This is a genomic window from Streptomyces sp. NBC_01618, assembly GCF_045209435.1.
Lineage (GTDB): Bacteria > Actinomycetota > Actinomycetes > Streptomycetales > Streptomycetaceae > Streptomyces.
On record NZ_CP109297.1, the window covers coordinates 7,667,710 to 7,685,739 of the forward strand.

16 protein-coding genes, 1 pseudogene and 1 riboswitch are annotated in these 18,030 nt (G+C 69.7%); of the genes and pseudogenes, 10 read left to right on the forward strand and 7 right to left on the reverse strand.

Going from position 1 to position 18,030, the window contains the following annotated elements; all coding sequences use genetic code 11:
- Positions 1 to 2: 2 nt before the first annotated feature.
- From OH735_RS35710 to OH735_RS35720, 3 genes are all read left to right on the forward strand, one after another.
- Positions 3 to 257, forward strand: a complete 255-nt coding sequence (locus OH735_RS35710; protein WP_406386885.1) for an HAD family hydrolase — start codon at positions 3 to 5, stop codon at positions 255 to 257.
- A gap of 179 nt (positions 258 to 436) precedes the next feature.
- Positions 437 to 835, forward strand: coding sequence for a hypothetical protein (locus OH735_RS35715; protein ID WP_406385807.1), 399 nt, complete (start codon positions 437 to 439; stop codon positions 833 to 835).
- Positions 836 to 937: 102 nt separating this feature from the next.
- Complete coding sequence (locus OH735_RS35720; protein WP_406385809.1) at positions 938 to 1,615, forward strand: DUF305 domain-containing protein; 678 nt, start codon at positions 938 to 940, stop codon at positions 1,613 to 1,615.
- Between the two features lie 73 nt (positions 1,616 to 1,688).
- Here the strand turns inward: OH735_RS35720 and OH735_RS35725 are convergent, their stop codons facing one another.
- Positions 1,689 to 3,362, reverse strand: coding sequence for an ATP-binding cassette domain-containing protein (locus OH735_RS35725; RefSeq protein WP_406386886.1), 1,674 nt, complete (start codon positions 3,360 to 3,362; stop codon positions 1,689 to 1,691).
- Positions 3,363 to 4,062: 700 nt separating this feature from the next.
- A riboswitch (cyclic di-AMP (ydaO/yuaA leader) is annotated at positions 4,063 to 4,253 on the forward strand.
- Between the two features lie 4 nt (positions 4,254 to 4,257).
- Here OH735_RS35725 and OH735_RS35730 point away from each other — a divergent pair.
- Positions 4,258 to 5,022 carry a transglycosylase SLT domain-containing protein gene (locus tag OH735_RS35730; protein ID WP_406385810.1) on the forward strand — a complete coding sequence of 255 codons (765 nt, stop codon included), beginning with the start codon at positions 4,258 to 4,260 and terminating at the stop codon, positions 5,020 to 5,022.
- A 128-nt stretch (positions 5,023 to 5,150) separates the two neighbouring features.
- Here the strand turns inward: OH735_RS35730 and OH735_RS35735 are convergent, their stop codons facing one another.
- Positions 5,151 to 5,444, reverse strand: a complete 294-nt coding sequence (locus tag OH735_RS35735) for a hypothetical protein (protein WP_406385811.1) — start codon at positions 5,442 to 5,444, stop codon at positions 5,151 to 5,153.
- A gap of 584 nt (positions 5,445 to 6,028) precedes the next feature.
- Positions 6,029 to 6,919, reverse strand: coding sequence for an alkaline phosphatase family protein (locus OH735_RS35740; protein WP_406385813.1), 891 nt, complete (start codon positions 6,917 to 6,919; stop codon positions 6,029 to 6,031).
- Between the two features lie 277 nt (positions 6,920 to 7,196).
- Between OH735_RS35740 and OH735_RS35745 the strand changes: the two genes are divergently transcribed.
- The 4 genes and pseudogenes from OH735_RS35745 (at position 7,197) to bla (ending at position 10,642) form a co-directional block, all read left to right on the forward strand.
- The gene (locus tag OH735_RS35745; protein ID WP_406385814.1) at positions 7,197 to 8,276 is read left to right on the forward strand and encodes an NAD(+)/NADH kinase; all 1,080 of its coding nucleotides are present in this window, start codon (positions 7,197 to 7,199) and stop codon (positions 8,274 to 8,276) included.
- Positions 8,277 to 8,369: 93 nt separating this feature from the next.
- Positions 8,370 to 9,242, forward strand: coding sequence for an EamA family transporter (locus OH735_RS35750; RefSeq protein ID WP_406385816.1), 873 nt, complete (start codon positions 8,370 to 8,372; stop codon positions 9,240 to 9,242).
- Between the two features lie 82 nt (positions 9,243 to 9,324).
- Positions 9,325 to 9,522, forward strand: a pseudogene (locus tag OH735_RS35755) (phenylalanine--tRNA ligase beta subunit-related protein); the annotation flags it as partial.
- Between the two features lie 244 nt (positions 9,523 to 9,766).
- The gene (gene bla / locus OH735_RS35760) at positions 9,767 to 10,642 is read left to right on the forward strand and encodes a class A beta-lactamase (RefSeq protein WP_406386888.1); all 876 of its coding nucleotides are present in this window, start codon (positions 9,767 to 9,769) and stop codon (positions 10,640 to 10,642) included.
- Positions 10,643 to 10,844: 202 nt separating this feature from the next.
- On the opposite strand, the gene OH735_RS35765 is transcribed toward bla, so the two are convergent.
- The 4 genes from OH735_RS35765 to OH735_RS35780 all read right to left on the reverse strand — a co-directional run bounded on the left by OH735_RS35765 (position 10,845) and on the right by OH735_RS35780 (position 15,790).
- The gene (locus OH735_RS35765) at positions 10,845 to 12,134 is read right to left on the reverse strand and encodes a cytochrome P450 (RefSeq protein ID WP_406385818.1); all 1,290 of its coding nucleotides are present in this window, start codon (positions 12,132 to 12,134) and stop codon (positions 10,845 to 10,847) included.
- A 1,090-nt stretch (positions 12,135 to 13,224) separates the two neighbouring features.
- Positions 13,225 to 14,406 carry an MFS transporter gene (locus OH735_RS35770; RefSeq protein ID WP_406385820.1) on the reverse strand — a complete coding sequence of 394 codons (1,182 nt, stop codon included), beginning with the start codon at positions 14,404 to 14,406 and terminating at the stop codon, positions 13,225 to 13,227.
- Complete coding sequence (locus OH735_RS35775; protein WP_406385822.1) at positions 14,406 to 14,846, reverse strand: hypothetical protein; 441 nt, start codon at positions 14,844 to 14,846, stop codon at positions 14,406 to 14,408. Before OH735_RS35775 ends, OH735_RS35770 begins: the two co-directional genes overlap by 1 nt.
- A 200-nt stretch (positions 14,847 to 15,046) precedes the next feature.
- The gene (locus OH735_RS35780; protein ID WP_406385823.1) at positions 15,047 to 15,790 is read right to left on the reverse strand and encodes a protein kinase domain-containing protein; all 744 of its coding nucleotides are present in this window, start codon (positions 15,788 to 15,790) and stop codon (positions 15,047 to 15,049) included.
- Between the two features lie 161 nt (positions 15,791 to 15,951).
- Here OH735_RS35780 and OH735_RS35785 point away from each other — a divergent pair, with 161 nt between their 5' ends.
- Together OH735_RS35785 and OH735_RS35790 are read left to right on the forward strand one after the other, a co-directional pair.
- On the forward strand, positions 15,952 to 16,539 hold the full coding sequence (locus OH735_RS35785; RefSeq protein ID WP_406385824.1) for a DinB family protein: 588 nt from the start codon (positions 15,952 to 15,954) through the stop codon (positions 16,537 to 16,539).
- 168 nt (positions 16,540 to 16,707) lie between these two features.
- Positions 16,708 to 17,955, forward strand: a complete 1,248-nt coding sequence (locus OH735_RS35790) for a DUF4032 domain-containing protein (protein ID WP_406385826.1) — start codon at positions 16,708 to 16,710, stop codon at positions 17,953 to 17,955.
- Positions 17,956 to 18,030 lie beyond the last annotated feature (75 nt).

An 18,030-nucleotide genomic window follows, 5' to 3' on the forward strand; every position in this document is an offset into this window, starting at 1 on the left:
GGATCGGTGACGTCCGGGCAGGTCTGCTGCCGCAGGACAAGGTGCGCGCGGTCAAGGAGCTGGAGAACGCCGGACGGAAGGTCCTCGTGGTCGGGGACGGCGTCAACGATGCCCCGGCACTGGCCGCCGCCCACACCGGCACGCTGCCGCTGCCCCTGGGCGTCGCCGGGCACGAGGGCTCCACTGTCATCGTCGGCCTCAACGGACTGCGCCTGCTGCGCGACGCCGCCTGGACGCGCGCCCGCAACGACCGCTGAACCACCGCGCCTCGGATGCCCGGTCCGGCCGCCCTCGTCCTCGTCCGCGCCCTGCACGAGCCCCGGGGTACGACAGGACGGGGGAACCCGGTGGGGGTATCGTCGGGCTGGTACCGCAGGACTCGTACGACCGGGGATTCGAGGCAGCCGTGGATCGCAGCCGGACGCGCACACCGGGAATGTCCCGGCTGCTCGTGCTGTGTGCCGTCCTGTGCGGGCTGTTCCTCATGCACGGCGCCCCGGCGAGCGCCGCCGAGGGCTGTCACGGTGGCCAGGCCGTGACCTCACAACCGCCCATGTCCATGGCGACCGGTGCGGCTCATACGGCTCATACGGCCGTTCCGGAAGAACACAGCATCCCCCGGGTGGACGCCGCCGTGACCGGGATGAACGGCGAGTCGTGCGTATCCACCCACGCCCGCGACCGGCTGCTGCCGCTCCTGATGGCGCTGGGTCTCGTGATCCTGGCCGTGTGGGTGCTCGGGCGGCTGCGTCCGGCGGTGCGAGGACCGGCACGGCGGGGGCCGCCGCTCGCCGGCAGCGAGCTACTGCTCCAGGTGTGTGTAGCGCGGACGTGACGGGTGTCCGCCGGTTCCCTGCCCCGCGGCCGGACCGGCCCGAGCATCCTGTCCGTTTCGCGCGCCACCGAGGTGGCGCGAACCACCTGGAAAGAACGTGTGATGTCCGTTTCCCTGTCTTCCGCTGCCCGCCGCCGCACGCTCGCGGCCGTCGGCACCGCCGCCGCACTCGCCATGACGCTGGCGGCCTGCGGCTCCTTTGAAGGCTCCGACTCCGACGGCGCGTCCATGCCCGGCACGGACCACGGCTCGGCCGGCGCCTCCGCACCGGCCACCCCCGGCGCCGTGTTCAACGACGCGGACGTGACGTTCGCGCAGCAGATGATCCCGCACCACCAGCAGGCCGTCGAAATGGCGAAGCTGGCCGACGGCCGCGCCGCCGACCCCGAGATCAAGGACCTGGCCGCCGCGATCGAGCAGGCCCAGGACCCCGAGATCAACACCATGAAGGGCTGGCTGACGTCCTGGGGCAAGCCGCTGCCCGAGTCTTCGTCCTCGATGGGTGACATGCCCGGCATGGACCATGGCTCGGAGGCCGGTTCGGGGATGCCCGGGATGATGTCCGACAAGGACATGAGCGACCTCGAAGGTGCCCGGGGCAAGGCGTTCGACAAGAAGTTCGCCCAGCTCATGACCGGTCACCACGAGGGGGCGGTCACCATGGCCGAGAACGAGCAGAAGAACGGCAGCAACGCCGACGCGAAGAAGCTCGCCGGAGCCGTCATCACCGCCCAGACCGCCGAGATCACGAAAATGAACAAGATCATCGCCAGGCTCTGACCCGTGGCACGGGTGCGGGCCTGCGTCCCGCTGAAGGCCCGCACCCCCTGCCGTGCTCCTGCCGGTCCGGCGCTCACCCCTCCGCTCGCTCCGCTTCCGGCGCTGCGAGCAGCTCATGCACCTCCTGCGCGGTGGTGTCCTGGAGTTCCTCCCCGAGGAGCAGCCAGCGGGTGATGCCGACCGACTCCAGGAACGGCAGATCGTGACCGGCGATCAGCAGCGCACCCTCGTACGACTGGAGTGCGCTGGTCAGCTGACGCACACCGGCGATGTCGAGGTTGTTGGTCGGCTCGTCCAGCATCAGCAACTGCGGGGCCGGTGCGGCGAGCATCGTCGCGGCGAGCGCGGCACGGAAGCGCTCTCCGCCCGAGAGGGTGCCCGCCGGCTGTTCCGCACGCTTCCCCTGGAACAGGAAGCGCGCGAGCTGGGCGCGGATGTGGTTGTCGGTGACCCCGGGAGCCATGCGGGCCACGTTCGCCGCGACGCTCAGCTCCTCGTCCAGCACATCGAGCCGCTGGGGAAGGAACCGCAGCGGTACGAACGTCCTGGCCTCGCCGGACAGCGGAGCGAGCTCGCCGGTGAGGGTGCGCAGCAGCGTGGTCTTGCCGGCGCCGTTGCGCCCGACGAGTGCGATGCGTTCGGGCCCGTGCACGTGGAGGTCGCCCTGGCGCAGCCGGCCGAACCGGGGGCGCAGTTCGTGCAGAGTCAGCACGGTGCGGCCGGTGGGAACGGCGGTGTGGGGAAGGCTCACACGGATCTCGGCGTCGTTGCGTACCGCGTCCGCGGCCTCCTCGCGGCGTTCGCGCGCCTCGCTGAGCCGCTCCTCGTGGAGGCCACGGAGCTTGCCCCCGGACTCCTGCGCCGACCGCTTCCGGCGGCCGGCGAGGATCTTCGGGAGGCCGCCGTCGGCCTCCGCCTTCCTGCCCTGGCGCTGGCGGCGGGCCAACTTCACATGGGTCTCCTCCAGTTCGCGTTTCTGTCGGCGCACGTCGGCCTCCGCGGCCCTCAACATCCGCCCCGCGGCCTCCTGTTCGGTGGCCAGAGCCTCCTGGTAGGCCGACCAGCCACCGCCGTACCAGCTCACGGATCCGGCGCGCAGTTCGGCGATGCGGTCCACGCGTTCCAGCAGTTCGAGGTCGTGGCTGACCACGACCAGCACGCCGGAGCGCCAGTTGTCGACGGCGTCGTAGAGCCTGCGACGCGCGAACACGTCGAGGTTGTTGGTCGGTTCGTCCAGCAGGAGGACGTCGGGCCGTTCCAGCAGAGTTGCGGCCAGGCGCAGCAGGACGGTCTCCCCGCCGGACATCCGGCCCACGGTGCGGTCCAGTTCCAGGTATCCGAGCCCGAGCGAACCCAGTGTCGCGAGGGCCTGTTCCTCCACGTCCCAGTCGTCGCCGATGGTCTCGAAGTGTTTCTCGTCCACGTCCCCGGCCTCGATGGCGCGCAGCGCGTCGCGCCGCTCGGCGATGCCCAGGGCCTCGTCCACCCGCAGTGTCGTGTCGAGGGTGATGTTCTGCGGAAGGTGGGCGAGGCTGCCGCCGACGGTCACCGAGCCCTGGGAGGGGAGCAGCCGGCCGGCCAGCAGCCGCAGCAGCGTGGACTTGCCCGCGCCGTTGTTGCCGACGAGGCCGGTGCGGCCCCGGCCGATGCCGAGCGAGAGCCCGTCGAAGACGGTCGTGCCGTCCGGCCACTGGAAGGACAGGGCGGAGCAGGTGAGGGAGGCGCTGGGGGTGGTGGGTGTCGCCATGGTGATCCTCGCAGTCGTGAGCGCGGTGAAGGGGGCTTCGTATGCGAGCACCACGCAGCGACCGGAACGGAAACAGGTACGGCGGTCCGAAAGATCGAGGGACGGCTCATGCACCGAGGTCGCATCCGCGCGGGGTCACGGGCAGGAAGAAACACTGCTACTGCGTGACGGGCGTACGACCGGAGCCGTACGGCGCGATGATCGCGAACCTCAGATGCGCAACGTCCACCTCTATCGGAGACAACAGGACAGCTCAAAACCTTAGCGATCGGGCGGGCGGAAGGCAACGCCTCGGTGCCGTGCGGGGGAGCGGCCCCGGGAGGACGGCTGGCCGGCCCTGCCGCGTGTGCTCGGTCCGACGGCGGTGCACCGGAGCGAGAACGCACGAAGAGCCGACCATATGTCCTATATATGTAATTTCGTTAGACATGGGCTCTTGGGTAACAAAGAGGCATTTAAACGGAGTTGTGACCTCTCGGGGCTGCCTGAAATGCCCCTTTCTTGAGCTGCGTGGTGTGAGTCACGTTCAAGCCTCGCGATGTCGTGACGCGTGACCCGGTTCCCTTCTGTGCAGGGAAATTTGGCATTGCTGTGTGAGGTGGCTTACTTCCCTTTCCGTGATTCGATCTTGCAAATGAAATGTGATCAAAAAATAGGGGCTTGTTCCCTTCGGTATTTCTCGCCTACGGTCACCGTCAATCCGGACGGAACGCCGAATCCTGCCGCCGTCCGAGAATCCGACCGACCCACTCACGTACGGCAGGAGCGGGGGACCCAGGTAAGCCGCCGAACCGGTATCCGGTACGGCTCGGGGTGAAGTCGCAATTGCATGCGGCCAGACATCTCCAGTCTGAACCCGACAGCTCACCTCGTAGGCGACGGAGAGGAATTCGCCATGCCCGCAACGGGTAAGTACCGTCGTCGCAAGCCTACTTCGCGGACCCGCGGTTTCATCGCCGCGACCACGGGCGGAGCCGCCCTCGTGCTGCCGCTGGTCTGCGCCGGTTTCGCCTCGGCCGCGCCGGCCCAGGCTGCCACCGCCGAAAAGGCCACGGCGCCGGCCGTCGCCACCAAGGAGATCTCGGTGCAGAAGGCGGCGCCCACCGTCTATTCTGTGATCGCGGGTGACACCCTTTCCAAGATCGCGAAGGGGCATTCCGTAAGCGGTGGCTGGCAGAAGCTTTACGAGGACAACCGGGAGACCATCGGTGCCGACCCCACCCTGATTCACCCGGGCATGAAGCTGACCATCGGCGCCAAGGCCGTGGCCGGCGCTTCCACTGGCGTATCCGCCGTGAAAACCGTCGCGGTGTCGACCGCCGCCGCCCCGGCCAAGTACACCAATGATCTGGACGGCTGGATCAAGGAGTCGCTGGCCGTCATGGCCAAGCACGGCATTCCCGGCAGCTACGACGGCATCCACCGCAACATCATGCGCGAGTCCTCCGGCAACCCCCGGGCCATTAACAACTGGGACTCGAACGCCGCCAAGGGAACGCCCTCCAAGGGGCTCCTGCAGATCATCGACCCGACGTTCCGCGCCTACCACGTGCCCGGCACGTCGATGGACAGCTACGACCCGGTCGCCAACATCACCGCATCGTGCAATTACGCGGCCGACAAGTACGGCTCGATCGACAACGTGTTCGGCGCCTACTGACGCACAACCGCTCCTGGCGGCGGTTCAGGGCCGACGGGTTGACGTACTTCACGGAGGGCCGAGCAGGCCCCTCGTGAAGTACCGCACCCGCCGGTCAGGGACCGCCGTTCGGCCGTTTCCAGGGGCACCTAATCCGGCACCCGGGGCGGTGGCCTGGGAACCGTTGCCGCCGCTCCTTCACGGACGGACTTCACCACCGCGGCGTGAAGGCGACGGCTGTCGTCCTCGGAGCAGCACGGCACGGGGCTGCCCGACATGGTGAACCAGTCGATCGCACCCGTGTACTGCACAGTCACCTGGGCCGTGTCATCGGCCCAGGTCGTGTGCACCGTCAGGTCCCCGGACAGGACGCCGACCTCGTCCGTCAGCACGCCACCATGCCCGGAGAACACACCGCGAGTCGTCCATGACGCCCAAGCCATGACTCAAGGCTGGCACCTAGTCCATGGATGCGCACCCGCAGCCGGAGCGCGGGCACTCGCAGCCCGATCGACGCGCGCCTCAACTGTCGGCCTTCCGCCTGTCGGCCTTCCGCCCGTCGGCCCTCCGTGGTGCTCCAGGAGCCTCCCGCCCTTCCAGATCCTGGAACGGGCAAAACATTCCACCGGATTCCGCTGCGATTCCCGCACCCGCCGATCCCCAGCAGAATGACGCACTTTCAACGGCAAACCGTTGGATCGTCTCGTAGAAACAACGAATTCCGTAGGTGAACAGCTCTTGACCTGCGGAACTCGTCGGGATTGCATGTCGCGCGGGGAGCGACGAAAGCACTCACCATGTCCTCGTCTGGAGGCGATACCGCTCCCGCGCTCAATCACCGCACCTGTTGATCGGAATCGCACGATGACCGAAACGCTCAGCGCTCCCAGGCGCTGGCCCCCGCGACCGGCCCCACCCCACAGAAGCTCAAGCGCTCCATCGGCGTCGTGGGCGGAACACTGCTCACGCTCTCCTGCGTGACGCCCGCGGCGTCGGTGCCGCGGGAATCCGTGGACAACTCGGGGTGTCACTTCCAGATGCCGGTGATGTCGGACGCCGAGGCCGCCCTGCCCGCGTGCGTCGTCAGACCGGCCAGGTCCTCCAGGGTGCGGAGCACGTCGTAGTGGTCGTAGGTGGCATTGCTGGAGCTGCCGGGGACGACGTGCTCGCCGTAGAGGAGGGTGGGGATGCGGTTGCCCGATCCCTTGCTTCCCTCGTCGAACGTGAGGACCAGGAGGCTGTTGTGGGTCCTGGCCCAGTCGGCATAGGGCCCCAGCTTGTTCTTGATCCAGGTGTCACCGGTGGAGACCGGGCATGTGTGCATGTCGTCGCAGAGGTTCGGCACGACGAACGAGACCTTCGGCAGCTCGGTGAAGTGGGCGGGGAACTGCGCCATGGTCTTCGCGGTGCCGGCCGGCACATTGGAGAAACCGAACCAGGGGGTGTGCCGCTGCGTGTAGTAGCCGCTGCCGCAGACCGTCGAACCCTGGCGGGGCAGCGACTCGTTGTAGCTGGCCCAGGTCTTCCCGGCGGTGATGAGCTCGGCGGCGAGATTGGGTGCGGTCAGGGAACCGACGCCCGTACAACGGTCCTTGGCGCGGCCCTGGTCGGAGCCCGAGAACAGCATGTAGTAGTTCGGCTCGCTGGGGTGCGTGAGCGCGAAGGACCGGGTGAGGTCGGCGCCGCCCGCCTTGAGCGTGTGGTTGATGTACGGGGCGTCCGAACTGCCGATCACCTGGACGTACCCGTGGTTCTCCATCACCACGACCACCACGTGATCGGGGGCCGGAAGACCGGCGGCCCGTGCGGGGCAGCCGGTGGCGGCCCAGAGGCCGATCGAGGCGGCGGCGAGAGCCACGGCCCCGACCTGCCCGGTGCGAGAACGCCCCTTGTGCCGGGACGCCTCGACCTCGGCCATGACGGTCCTCCGGACAGAAGTGACGAGCACCCGGTGCCGCGACCCCGGAAGCCACACGGTGACCCCGGCCGCGTCCCGTGCATGAAGAGCGGACGGACCCTTCCCCACCAGTCTGCCGCGCCCGCTCCGCTTCACGCCGCGCTCCCGTGACGCCCGATCGCCTGACCGCGGACGGTCCGGCGGCCCGGCGACCGAGCGGGCGCACCCGCGGGCCATCAAGGTGGAGTCAGGGCATCGTCACCGCCACCAACATCGGAACACGGGGAGTCGGAGCGAGATGAGTGTCGAGCGGGTGGGAATCGTCGTCCACCAGGGCCGTCCCGAGGCCGTTGTCGCGGAGCGCGTCGTACGCGACTGGTGCGCGTGCGAGGACATTCCTTGCACGGACATCGACGTGTGGCGCGACGACGCACGCCGGCGCGGCGGACGGGAGGAGGCCCATGTCGCGGGCAATCCCGACCTCATCGTGACACTCGGCGGCGACGGGACCTTTCTGCGAGGCGCCAGGATCGCGGCCAAGAACCACGGCGCCGTCCTCGGGATCGACCTGGGCCGGGTCGGCTTCCTGACCGAGGTGCCGGTCGAGGACGTCGTCCGGGCACTTGATGCCGTCCACCGCGGGCGCGCGGACGTCGAGGAACGCATGACGCTGACGATGAGGACCTCCCGGGTGCTGAAGGTCCCCAAGGACATCGATGCCCTGATGGCCTACGGACGACGCCCGATGCTGCCGCCTCCCCAGGTCGACCGGGAGGCCGAGGCCGGGGCGGAGGGCTGGGGAGTGGCGCTGGACGTCACGGCCCTCAACGACGTCGTCGTCGAGAAGCTCGCGCGCGACCGGCAGGTGAGTCTCGGCGTGTACATCGGCGGTCGGCTCCTCGCCTCGTACTCGGCCGATGCCGTCATCATGGCCACCCCCACCGGGTCGACCGCCTACAGCTTCGCCGCGGGCGGTCCGGTGGTCTCACCACGCATGGACGCCATCCTCTTCACACCTGTCGCGCCGCACATGACCTTCGATCGCACCGTGGTCGTCGCGCCGGACGAACCGGTCGCGGTGCGGGTCCTGCCCCACTCGGGGCAGGGCGCGGTCACGATCGACGGGCAGCTGCGCGGCGTACTGGACGCCGGGGACTGGCTCGGCGTGTACGCGGCCCCGCGCCGACTACGCGTCATCAGGCTCGGCCCGCACGACTTCTACGGGCGGCTGCGCACACGTCTGCGCCTCACGGACGCCCCGGCCACGGCCGCCGACGGGGAGAGCGCACCTCTTTTCCGCCACGACGGCCCCGTCCCGCACGACTTGGCCCACCTGCATCTCTCCCCGGAGTACCGGGACGCGGCCACCGGTCGCTGACCGCTCCGGGTGCGGTGTTCACGGATGGGAGGGCAGCTCGTACGGTTCTGAGGCGTGCGCCCGTCCCAACGCCGCCTACGGAAAGGCCATGCTGTGCCGGTTGTCCTCGTGCTGCTGCTCGCCGGGACCTGGTTGCTCTCCGGCGCCCTGGTCACCGGGACCGATCCGCTGGTCGTCGCCGTGGGCCGCACCGTGGTGTGCTGCGCCGTACTCACCACAGTCGCCGCCTCCAGCGCGGGTGGCAGGGCCGATCTGCGCCGGGCCGTCGCCCGGCCGGGCACCGTATGGCTGCTGGGCCTGCTCGGTTTCGCCGGTTACGCGGCCGGCACCCTGCTCGCCATCCCGCGCATCGGCACCTCGCTCACCAATCTCGTCGTCGCGCTGATGCCATGCGCCTCGGTTGCCGTGGGCGCGTTGTTCTTCGGCGAGCGGTCCGGGCCGCGCAAGGCGGTGGGGGCGGCGCTGGCCTGTGCGGCGGCGGCCGGATACGCGGCGCTCGGCGCGGACGCGGGCGACGTGGACGGGACGGGGCTGCTGCTGGTGGCGGCCGCGACCGTGGCCTTCGCGGTGTACGGATTCCTGTACCGGGAGCGGCTGTCGGGGCTGCCACCCCTCGCCGTTCTGCCCGTGCTGCTCGCCGCTGCCACCTGTCTGCTGCTCCCGATGGCCCTGCCCGCGCTGATCGCCCACCCTCCGACACTCGCCGCGACCGGCGGCATCGTGGTGCTGGGCGCGGCTGTGTACGCGCCCGCCTACCTCGTACAACACCGGCTCATCCTGCTCCGGGGGCCGGTCTTCACCGCCGCTGTGCAGCTGGCCGTTCCGTTCGCGGTGCGCCTCGGCGACTGGGCGCTGGACACCGCGCCCGCCCCCTCGGTCACCGAGCTGCTGCTCCTCACGGTGTGCTGCGCGGGCATCGCCCTCGTCACCGTCCAGCCGCACGGCCGGCTCGCCACGGTGCGGTGAGCGCGGGAGCAAGGCACGCACAACGACGTGCCCCGCCGGACGCCTTCCCCGACACCGTCATCGCCCTGGTCACCGCCACCGGCATGAGGGGACCCTGCCGCGCATCAACCCGGCCGTCGACGCCTACAACGGCGTCTGCGTGCAGCACGGAGACCCTGTCGGCGCCTTCGACCTGGACCCCGTCACCGGCGACGTCGACATCCGCGGCCATCTCCTCAAGGCCGCAGCAAAGGAGTTGCAGGGGCTGCTCGCCCCGCACGCCGAACAGACCGCCGTGTAATACCTCAGCCCGCCACAGTCCCAGGTCACCGTCCCAGGACCGACAGCGGCCCCCGGTGCCGTGCCAGGAGGGCCGCCGCAGATCCACACCGCCCTTCGCCTGCAACCGGTGGGAAACCGGAAGCGCCGTGTGCAAGAAGTGCGACCGCACCAGAAGACAGGCTGTACAACCGTGGGAAGGCAGGCTGTACGAGTTAGGGAGGCGGGACATTTTGAGGTCGAGCAGGGGCGCTTCACGCCGGGCGATGCTCGTCGGTGGTCTGGGTGCGGCGCTGGCCACCGTCCCCATGACATCGGCCGCGTACGCCGCCGGACCGGGGAGCGCGGCGGAGCGGAAGTTACGCGACCTGGAACGGGCGCATGCCGCGCGGCTGGGGGTGTTCGGGTGGAACACGGTGACGGGCAGGACCGTCCTCCACCGGGGGGATGAGCGCTTCCCCGTCTGTTCGGTGTTCAAAACGCCGGCCGTCGGGGCCGTCCTGAGGGACCTCGACCATGACGGGACGTTCCTCTCGAAGGTCATTCACTACACGGAGCAGGACATCAAGAGGTCGGGCGGCGCGCCCGTGACCGGTCTGCCCGAGAACCTCGCGCACGGGATGACAGTCGAGGACCTGTGCGGCGCGACCATCTCGCAGAGCGACAACACCGCGGCGAACCTCCTGCTGGAGGAAATCGGCGGACCGACGTCCGTCACTCATTTCTGCCGGTCCATCGGTGACGAGGTGACCCGGCTCGACCGCTGGGAGCCGGAGCTGAACTCGGCGGAACCGGGGCGGCTGACCGACACCACCACCCCCCGGGCCATTGGCCGGACCTACGCGCGGCTCGCACTCGGGAACGCCCTGGCGGCGGAGGACCGGAAGCGGCTGACCGGGTGGCTGCGGGCAAGCACGACCGGCGGCAACCGCCTGCGCGCCGGCCTCCCCGACGACTGGACCATCGGCGACAAGACCGGCACCGGCAGCTACGGGACCACGAACGACGTGGGCATCGCCTGGCCGTCCCACCGGGGGTCGCTCGTGATGGCTGTGCTGTCCACTCGGCACGAGGAGGACGCCGAGGCGGACGACCGCCTGATCGCCGAGACGGCCACCATCCTGGCGGCGGCCCTCACCTGACGCCGGCTATCACACCCATCACCGACGCACGTGCTGGGCCGTGGCGACCACAACACAGGGCTCATCTGCCCCGTGACCTGGGGGAGTTCCGTCGACGAGGGTGTCGGCGTGCGAGTAGCCTCTCCCCGAGCCGAAGCACTGGTGACCCGCACCGTGCGGGCCGGCCGGCCGGTCCATGGAGACGTGCGGTCCGGACGCCCGCTCAGTGCAGGTGCACCGGCAGCGATTCGACGCCGTACACGATCGACAGCTTCCGGAAGGCCAGTTCCTCGGGCGGGACGGCGAGGCGCATCCGCGGAAACCGCCGGGCCAGGGCGGGATAGGCGGCGCGCAGTTCCATGCGTGCCAGTTCGGCGCCGATGCAGCGGTGGATGCCGTAACCGAAGGCGAGATGACCCGAGGGATTGCGGTGCGGATCGAAGGGTCCGCCGTCGCTGACGTACGAGGTGTCGCGATTGGCGCTGCTCAGTGAGCAGAGCACCATGTCACCGCGGGGTATGACCACGCCCGCTATCTCTATGTCGTGACGGGCGAAGCGGGGAAAGGCGAGCTGCACCGCGGAGAGGTAGCGCAGCACCTCTTCGACGAACGGTGCGGCGGCCGCGTCGTCCGTCCGTATTCGCTCGAAGGCGTCGGAGTTCCGCAGCAGTACGAGGGAGCCGAGGGCGATCGTGCTCGCGGTCGTCTCGAAGCCGCCGGTCAGCACGCCGTCGGCGAGGCCCGCGAGTTCCTCGTCGTCGACGCTGTCGCCGTGTTCCTTCACGATCACGCCGAGCAGCCCGTCGCCCGGTGTCTCGCGCTGCATCCGGACCACGTCCCTGAAGTACGCCAGGGACTCCGACATGGCGCCGAAGGGCGCGGTCGTGCCACCGAAGAGGTCGAAGCGGTTCATGGCCAGCTGCTGGAAGTCGTGGCGGTCCTCGTAGGGCACACCGAGCAACTCACAGATCGTGAGGGAGGGTATCGGCAGCGCGAACTCCTTCACCAGATCGACCGGGCCCCGACGGGCTTCCATCGCGTTCAGGCGTTCCCCGACGATGGCATCGATCCGGGGCGTGAGCCGCCGCAGCCGCCGCATCGTGAACTCCGGGGTCAGGATGCGGCGCAGTCGCGTGTGCACGGGAGGGTCGCTGAACCCGAGCCCGCCGGGGCTCTGTTCCGCCGCCACTCCGGCATTCGTGGCGAGATGGGCGAAGTCGGTACTGAAACCGTCGGCCGATCCGAGCACGGCCTTCGACTCCTCGTAGCCGCTGACCACCCACACATCCATGCCGAACGGCAGCGACACCTTGGACACCGGCGCGGTCGCCCGGAGCCCGGCCAGCTTGTCCACCGGGTCCAGGCCGTCCCTGCGCAGCAGCATCAGCAGGTCCTCGGGCAGCAGCCGGATCGTGGAGGAGCCGATTCCGTACTTCTGGATCCTGGACAGGTACGTGCGCCCAAGCCGGGCGGTGATACGAGAACGGAACTTCGTCCTCAACGTGTTCTCCATGGGTCGTCGCGCGGTCCGCACACGGTGCGGAGATGAGAGTCGGTGCAGCAGGCTCGGAAGTGGACATGGGCGGGCGCCGACACGGCCCGCGCCGAGAGACGTCGTATCTCAGGGCAGAAACCGCAGGAGCGCTGGTAGCACACGGTAGCGCGAGCGGGCGGGACCGGGGTGGGCCGACGGGGAGCGCAGAGCTCGTCGGCCCAAGTGGCCTGCAATACAGAAGCAGTTCGACGAGGTCGGACCGGGATGACGATTCGGGCGGAGTGCGGGGGCCGGGATACGGCCCCCGTGCGAGTGGCCGAGCGTGTCGATTCCTCGCCGCGAGCCAGCAAACGGTCAAGGGTATTTCGGTCGCCGTATACGCGCTGGACCGTCCGACCGGCACGACGCGGCTGAGCAGTCACGACGGAACAGGGCCGAACGCGGCGTGGCGCCGGGTGTGATGAACCCGTACGCGGCGCCGCGCCGGTGGCGACTCGGGGCGTTCAGCCCAGTAGCCGCAGACGGCCGCCCTTCGACGCCGCGACGAGTTCCGGCACCGTGCCGAATTTGACCCGTGGGCGGCCGTCTTCGCGACCGCGTGTCAGCTCGGCTGCCGAGCGCCACCCTCGCTTGTTAGACGCGACGTCTAGCAAGCTATTGGACGGAACGTATAGCAAGAGTGCGGCGCGGGCCTACCTCTTGTAGGGAATCCGCTCGAACTCTCTTGGCGGCGGCGTCGTGTGCCGACTGTCCCGAAGCCGGGAACGAGCACCTGCCGCGGGTGGGCGAAGGCGCGGTCACCCGCTCGGCGCCCTGCCCGGCCGCGGATGTCCACGGGGCTCCGGACCGCAGGCTCACGGACCCGCGCGATCCCCGAAGCCCGGTCTCCGCTCGGCCGGTCACTGCTGGAGTGGCACCGGCCCTCCATCGCCGTAGCATGGTCCATGAGGACGGCTCCTCTCAGAGAGAGATCGGATTCACCGGCAGCCCCCTGTGAGAACAGGGGGCTGCCGCCGTGTCAGGCCGGTGGCCGGGGGATGGACACCCCTTCACTTCCGTACGGTCCACCTGCCGCGGTCGCCGACATCTGCCGTGTCCCGTGCGCGGTTCACCCCGGCGGCCTCAGTGCGGCGTACGTTCCCGCGCCCGCCGCCAGCAGCATCACGCAGCCCGCGAAGATCAGGCCGGCCGGGCGCAGCCCGAGCCAGGTGGCCATGGCACCGACTCCGACCACCGGCACCGAGATCCCGGCATAGGCGACGACGAAGAACGCCGAAATGGTGCCGCCACGATGCCGTGCCGGGGCCGCCTCGCTGACCAGGGTGAGCGCCGCGCGAAAGGCCAGTCCCTGGCCGGTGCCGCCGCACAGCGCGCCGAGGACGAGCAGCGGCAGGGACTCGGCGATCAGCGATGACGCCACCAGCAGCAGGCCCATGACGAGGATGCCGCATCCCACGGGAAGCGCGAGGCGCCCGCCGATCCGTGGCGTCAAGGACTGCCCGACGGTCGAAGCGAGGAACACGGAGAACACCACCGCGCCGGAGACGGCCAGATTGTGCACTCCCAGGGTCCGCGCGGCAAAGCTTGGCGCCACTGCCGTGAACAGCCCGAGCAGCGAGAAGCCCGCGAACGCCGCCAGCGAGGCGGTCGTGAACACACCTTTCACCTCGGGAGGTACGGAGACTCCCTGCGGCTTCAGACACGGCCACCGCTTCGGCTCCGTCACCGTCTCCGGCAGGAACCAGGTGATCCCGGCGGCCGCGCCCACCAGCCCCAGATGGACCAAGAACGGCAGCGTCAACGGCCAGGGCGTGTACTGCGCGAGGAGGCCGGAGAGCAGCGGGCCGCAGCCCAGACCACCCATGTTCGCCGCGGTGGCGGCGAAACCGGCACGCGCCTCCTGTCCGGGACCCGCCAGTTCGATGACGGCCGCGGTCGCCGCCCCGCTCAACAGCCCGGCCGCGCAGCCGGACAGCAGCCGCCCCACGAAGAGCAGCGGCAGGCCGCTCTCCAGGAGGAAGCATCCCGCGCTCGCGGCCGACAGCGCCATGGCACCCAGGAGCACAGGTCTGCGGCCGACCTCGTCGGAGTAGTTGCCCGCCACCAGGAGCACGGTGATCACCGCGACGGCGTACACGGCGAAGACCACCGTCACCATCAGCTCGGAGAACCCGATCTGCTCCTGGTAGAGCCCGTACAACGGTGTGGGCAGGGTGGTGCCGGCCATCCCGACGGCGAACACCGCCGCCGCGGCCAGGTAGCCCGGCCGCAGGCGGACGTGTGGATTCATCAGTCCCAGAGTTTGTACGTCACGACCCGGTGCGTCTGGGCGGGCGTGCTGTCCGTGTAGACGAGCTGCAGCCGGGTGAAGTGCTGGAGGTCAGGATGTTTCTGCCAGCTCTGCGGGCGGTCGAGCCGCACCTTGACCGGGTAGGTGTGGAACTTGCCTGCGGCGCAATAGGGCTGACAGTCATTCACCGCGTCGAGTCCGCTGCCCACGGCGGACGTCGGTCCCCATTGGGTCCAACGCAGCGTGATGAGGCGGTTGTTGCCGTCCCCGCAGGCGATCAGGAAGTCACCGGGGCGAACTTGTGAATTCGAGAAACAGTCGACGGCCACCGCGCGGTCGGCCGCGGCCGGTCGCGCGGAAGCCGATGTCGGTACCGCTGCCGCCGCGAGCGCCGCGGCGGCACACAGCATGACCGCTGTTCTGATTCTGTCTCGTTGCATGTCGGCTCCCCAGCTGCCTCTTCCCGAGCCCGGGCGGCCTTCCCGTCGCACCGGACCCGCCCCGCGGGCCGAGGCCTGCGCGTCAGCAGCAGTCGTCGGTGGCGGTGCCTTCCTCCAGCGGTCGTTCCTGAATCGACAGTACGACCGTGTCCCGGTATGCACCACCCGTACCGGTATCGGCCCGCGGAGCAGGTGGGGATTCAGCTGCCCGAGCCGGAGCTCACCGCATTGCGCCAGACGGTCAGGTCCAGCGGCATGTACGTACTGGGCGAATCCTCGGACGGGAAGCCCCGGACCGTGACGATGCCGATGTACCCCGCACCCGTTCGGGACCTGGGTCGGGGCGTACGCGTGGGGGTGAGCCTGCGCCGGGGCGGGCGTGTGGTGCGGGGGGACGGGGCTGAGGGGGCTGTGGTGTCGCGGGCGGGTCCGTAGCCCGCGGGCGCGGTGGGTGAGTAGGCGGAGGGCGCCGTGGCGGGGGCCACCGGCGTGGTGGGCGAGTAGGCCACGGACGGGGCGGAGGACGGGGGCGGTGGGGTCTGGACCGGGGCGGGCGCGGCCGTGCATACCGTGATGTCGGCGGTGACCGGGGCCGGTAGCCAGTCCTCGGGGCGGCGCAGCACCGTCTCCGCGTTCGCGGACCGGCAGAGCTCGATGATTTCGGCGATCGACGGCCTGTCCCCGGGCTCCTTGGTGAGGCAGCGGGTGACCAGTTCCGTCAGCCGCTCCGGGACCGCCGTGAGGTCCGGCTCCTCGTGGACGATCCGGCAGAGCACACCGTGCGAGGTCCCCTCGCCGAAGGCCGGGGATCCCGTCGCCGCGTACGCCGCGACCTGGCCGAGCGCGAAGATGTCGGTCGCCGGGGTCACCCGGCGCCCCGCCGCCTGCTCCGGGGCCATGAACGAGGGAGTGCCGAGGTCGTCGCGCACGGTGCAGAACGCCATTATCGAAACGGCACCTTGTCCAAGGATGGGCCGTCGGTGCCTGCTCGGACCGAGGACGCCGGCACTTCGAGGCGGCGTCGTTACCGGCCGGCTCCCCGGTGTCGCGTTCGGGCGCGGAGAAAAGTGATGGACAGAGATCGTACGAACGGCAGACTGGCCCCATGACCCGATCGGACCTCAAGGCAGACCTTCACCTTTACCTTCAGGATGCTCGCGACGCCCTGCTGTGGAAGCTTGAGGGGCTGTCGGAATACGACATCCGCCGCCCCATGACTCCCACCGGCACCAACCTGTTGGGACTGGTCAAGCACATGACCGGCGCCGAGGCGATGTACTTCGGTGAGAGCTTCGGCCGGCCGGTCGACGCGCCGCCGCTCTGGATCGTCGGCAACGCCGAACGGAACTCGGACATGTGGGCGACGGTCGATGAGCCGCGTGAGCAGATAGTGAAGATGTATCGCCAGGTTTGGGCCCACTCGGACGAGACCATCGAGTCGTTGCCCCTCGACGCGGTCGGCCGAGTGGCTTGGGGGGAACGCAGCGAGGTGACGCTCCACCGGACGCTCGTCCACCTGATCGCCGAGACGGATCGCCATGCCGGGCATGCCGACATCGTCCGGGAGCTCATCGACGGCGTCGTCGGACTGCGGACCGGAAGCGACTGCATGGCGCCCGGCGACTCGGAGTGGTGGGAGAACCACCGCAGCCGGCTGGAGCGCGTGGCCCGGGAGGCGGACGGACGCGGTTAGGGCCTCTCGCCCGTATCACGCCGGGCTCGCGAGCCCCGGTGCCACGCCGCGCCGCATTGCAGGGCACCGGACACCGCGCCAGGTCCGACCCCGATCCGCCGGACAGGCCCTGGATCCGGGCGGCTGCGTCACACTGATGGTCCCGTCACCGTACGAGCGAGGCGACCGATGGCATTGCGGTTCAGCGCCACCAACCCCGAACACCCCGCGCTCCTTCTCGAACTGCCCTGGCACCTGCCGCTCGAGGAGTGGCCGGAGAAACACCTGGTGACGCTGCCCCGCGGCATCTCCCGCCACGTCGTGCGCTACGCCCGGGCCGGGACCGACGTGGTGGCGGTCAAGGAACTGGCCGAACGCCCGGCGGTACGCGAGTATGAACTGCTGCGCACCCTTGCCCGGCTCGGCATACCCGCGGTGGACCCACTCGCCGTGGTCACCGGGCGCACCGGCGGCGACGGGGCACCGCTGGATCCGATGCTGATCACCCGTCACCTCAACGGTTCCCTGCCCTACCGCTCGATGTTCGAGACGACCATGCGCCCGACCACGGTGCACCGGCTCATGGACGCACTCGCCGTACTGCTCGTCCGACTGCACCTGGCCGGATTCGCCTGGGGCGACTGCTCGCTGTCGAACACGCTCTTCCGCCGGGACGCCGGGGCCTACGCCGCCTACCTCGTGGACGCGGAGACCGGCGAGGCGCACACCACGCTCAGCAGGGGACAGCGTGAATACGACATCGACCTGGCCCGCGTGAACATCAGCGGTGAGATGCTCGACCTGGAGGCCGCAGGCGCGCTCCATCCCTCGGTGGACCCGATCGCATTCGGCACGGAGATCTGTCGGCGGTACGAGGAGCTGTGGAAGGAGCTGACCCGTACCTCGGTCTATCCGGCCGGCAAGTACCACTACATCGAACGGCGCGTGCGCAGGCTCAATGATCTCGGCTTCGACGTCGCCGAGATGCAGATCGTCAACTCCTCGGACGGCGACACGATCACCTTCGTCCCCAAGGTCGTCGACGCGGGCCATCACCAACGCCAGTTGCTGCGGCTCACGGGGCTCGACGCAGAGGAGAACCAGGCCCGCCGGCTCCTCAACGACCTGGAGAGCTGGATGGCGACACAGGAGGACTACGCGCCGGGCGACCCGCTCGGCGCCCGGGCGGAGGTGCTCGCCCACCGTTGGGTCCGCGAGGTGTTCAGGCCCACGGTGCGTGCCGTACCGCAGGACCTCCGCAGCTCCATGGACCCGGCCGAGCTCTATCACGAGCTGTTGGAACACCGGTGGTACCTGTCCGAGCGCGCACAGGGGGACATCGGCCTGCAGGCGACCGTCGCGGACTACGTCGCCACGGTTCTTTCCCGTCCCGGCACCGAAGCGCCCCCGGGAATCGGTTCTCCGTCACCCGAGTGACCGCGTATCGGGCGGGGCCCCGTGCCGGACGGACCCGCATCGTAGCCCGTCGAGCGGGTCGCCCGGTGTGTGCCC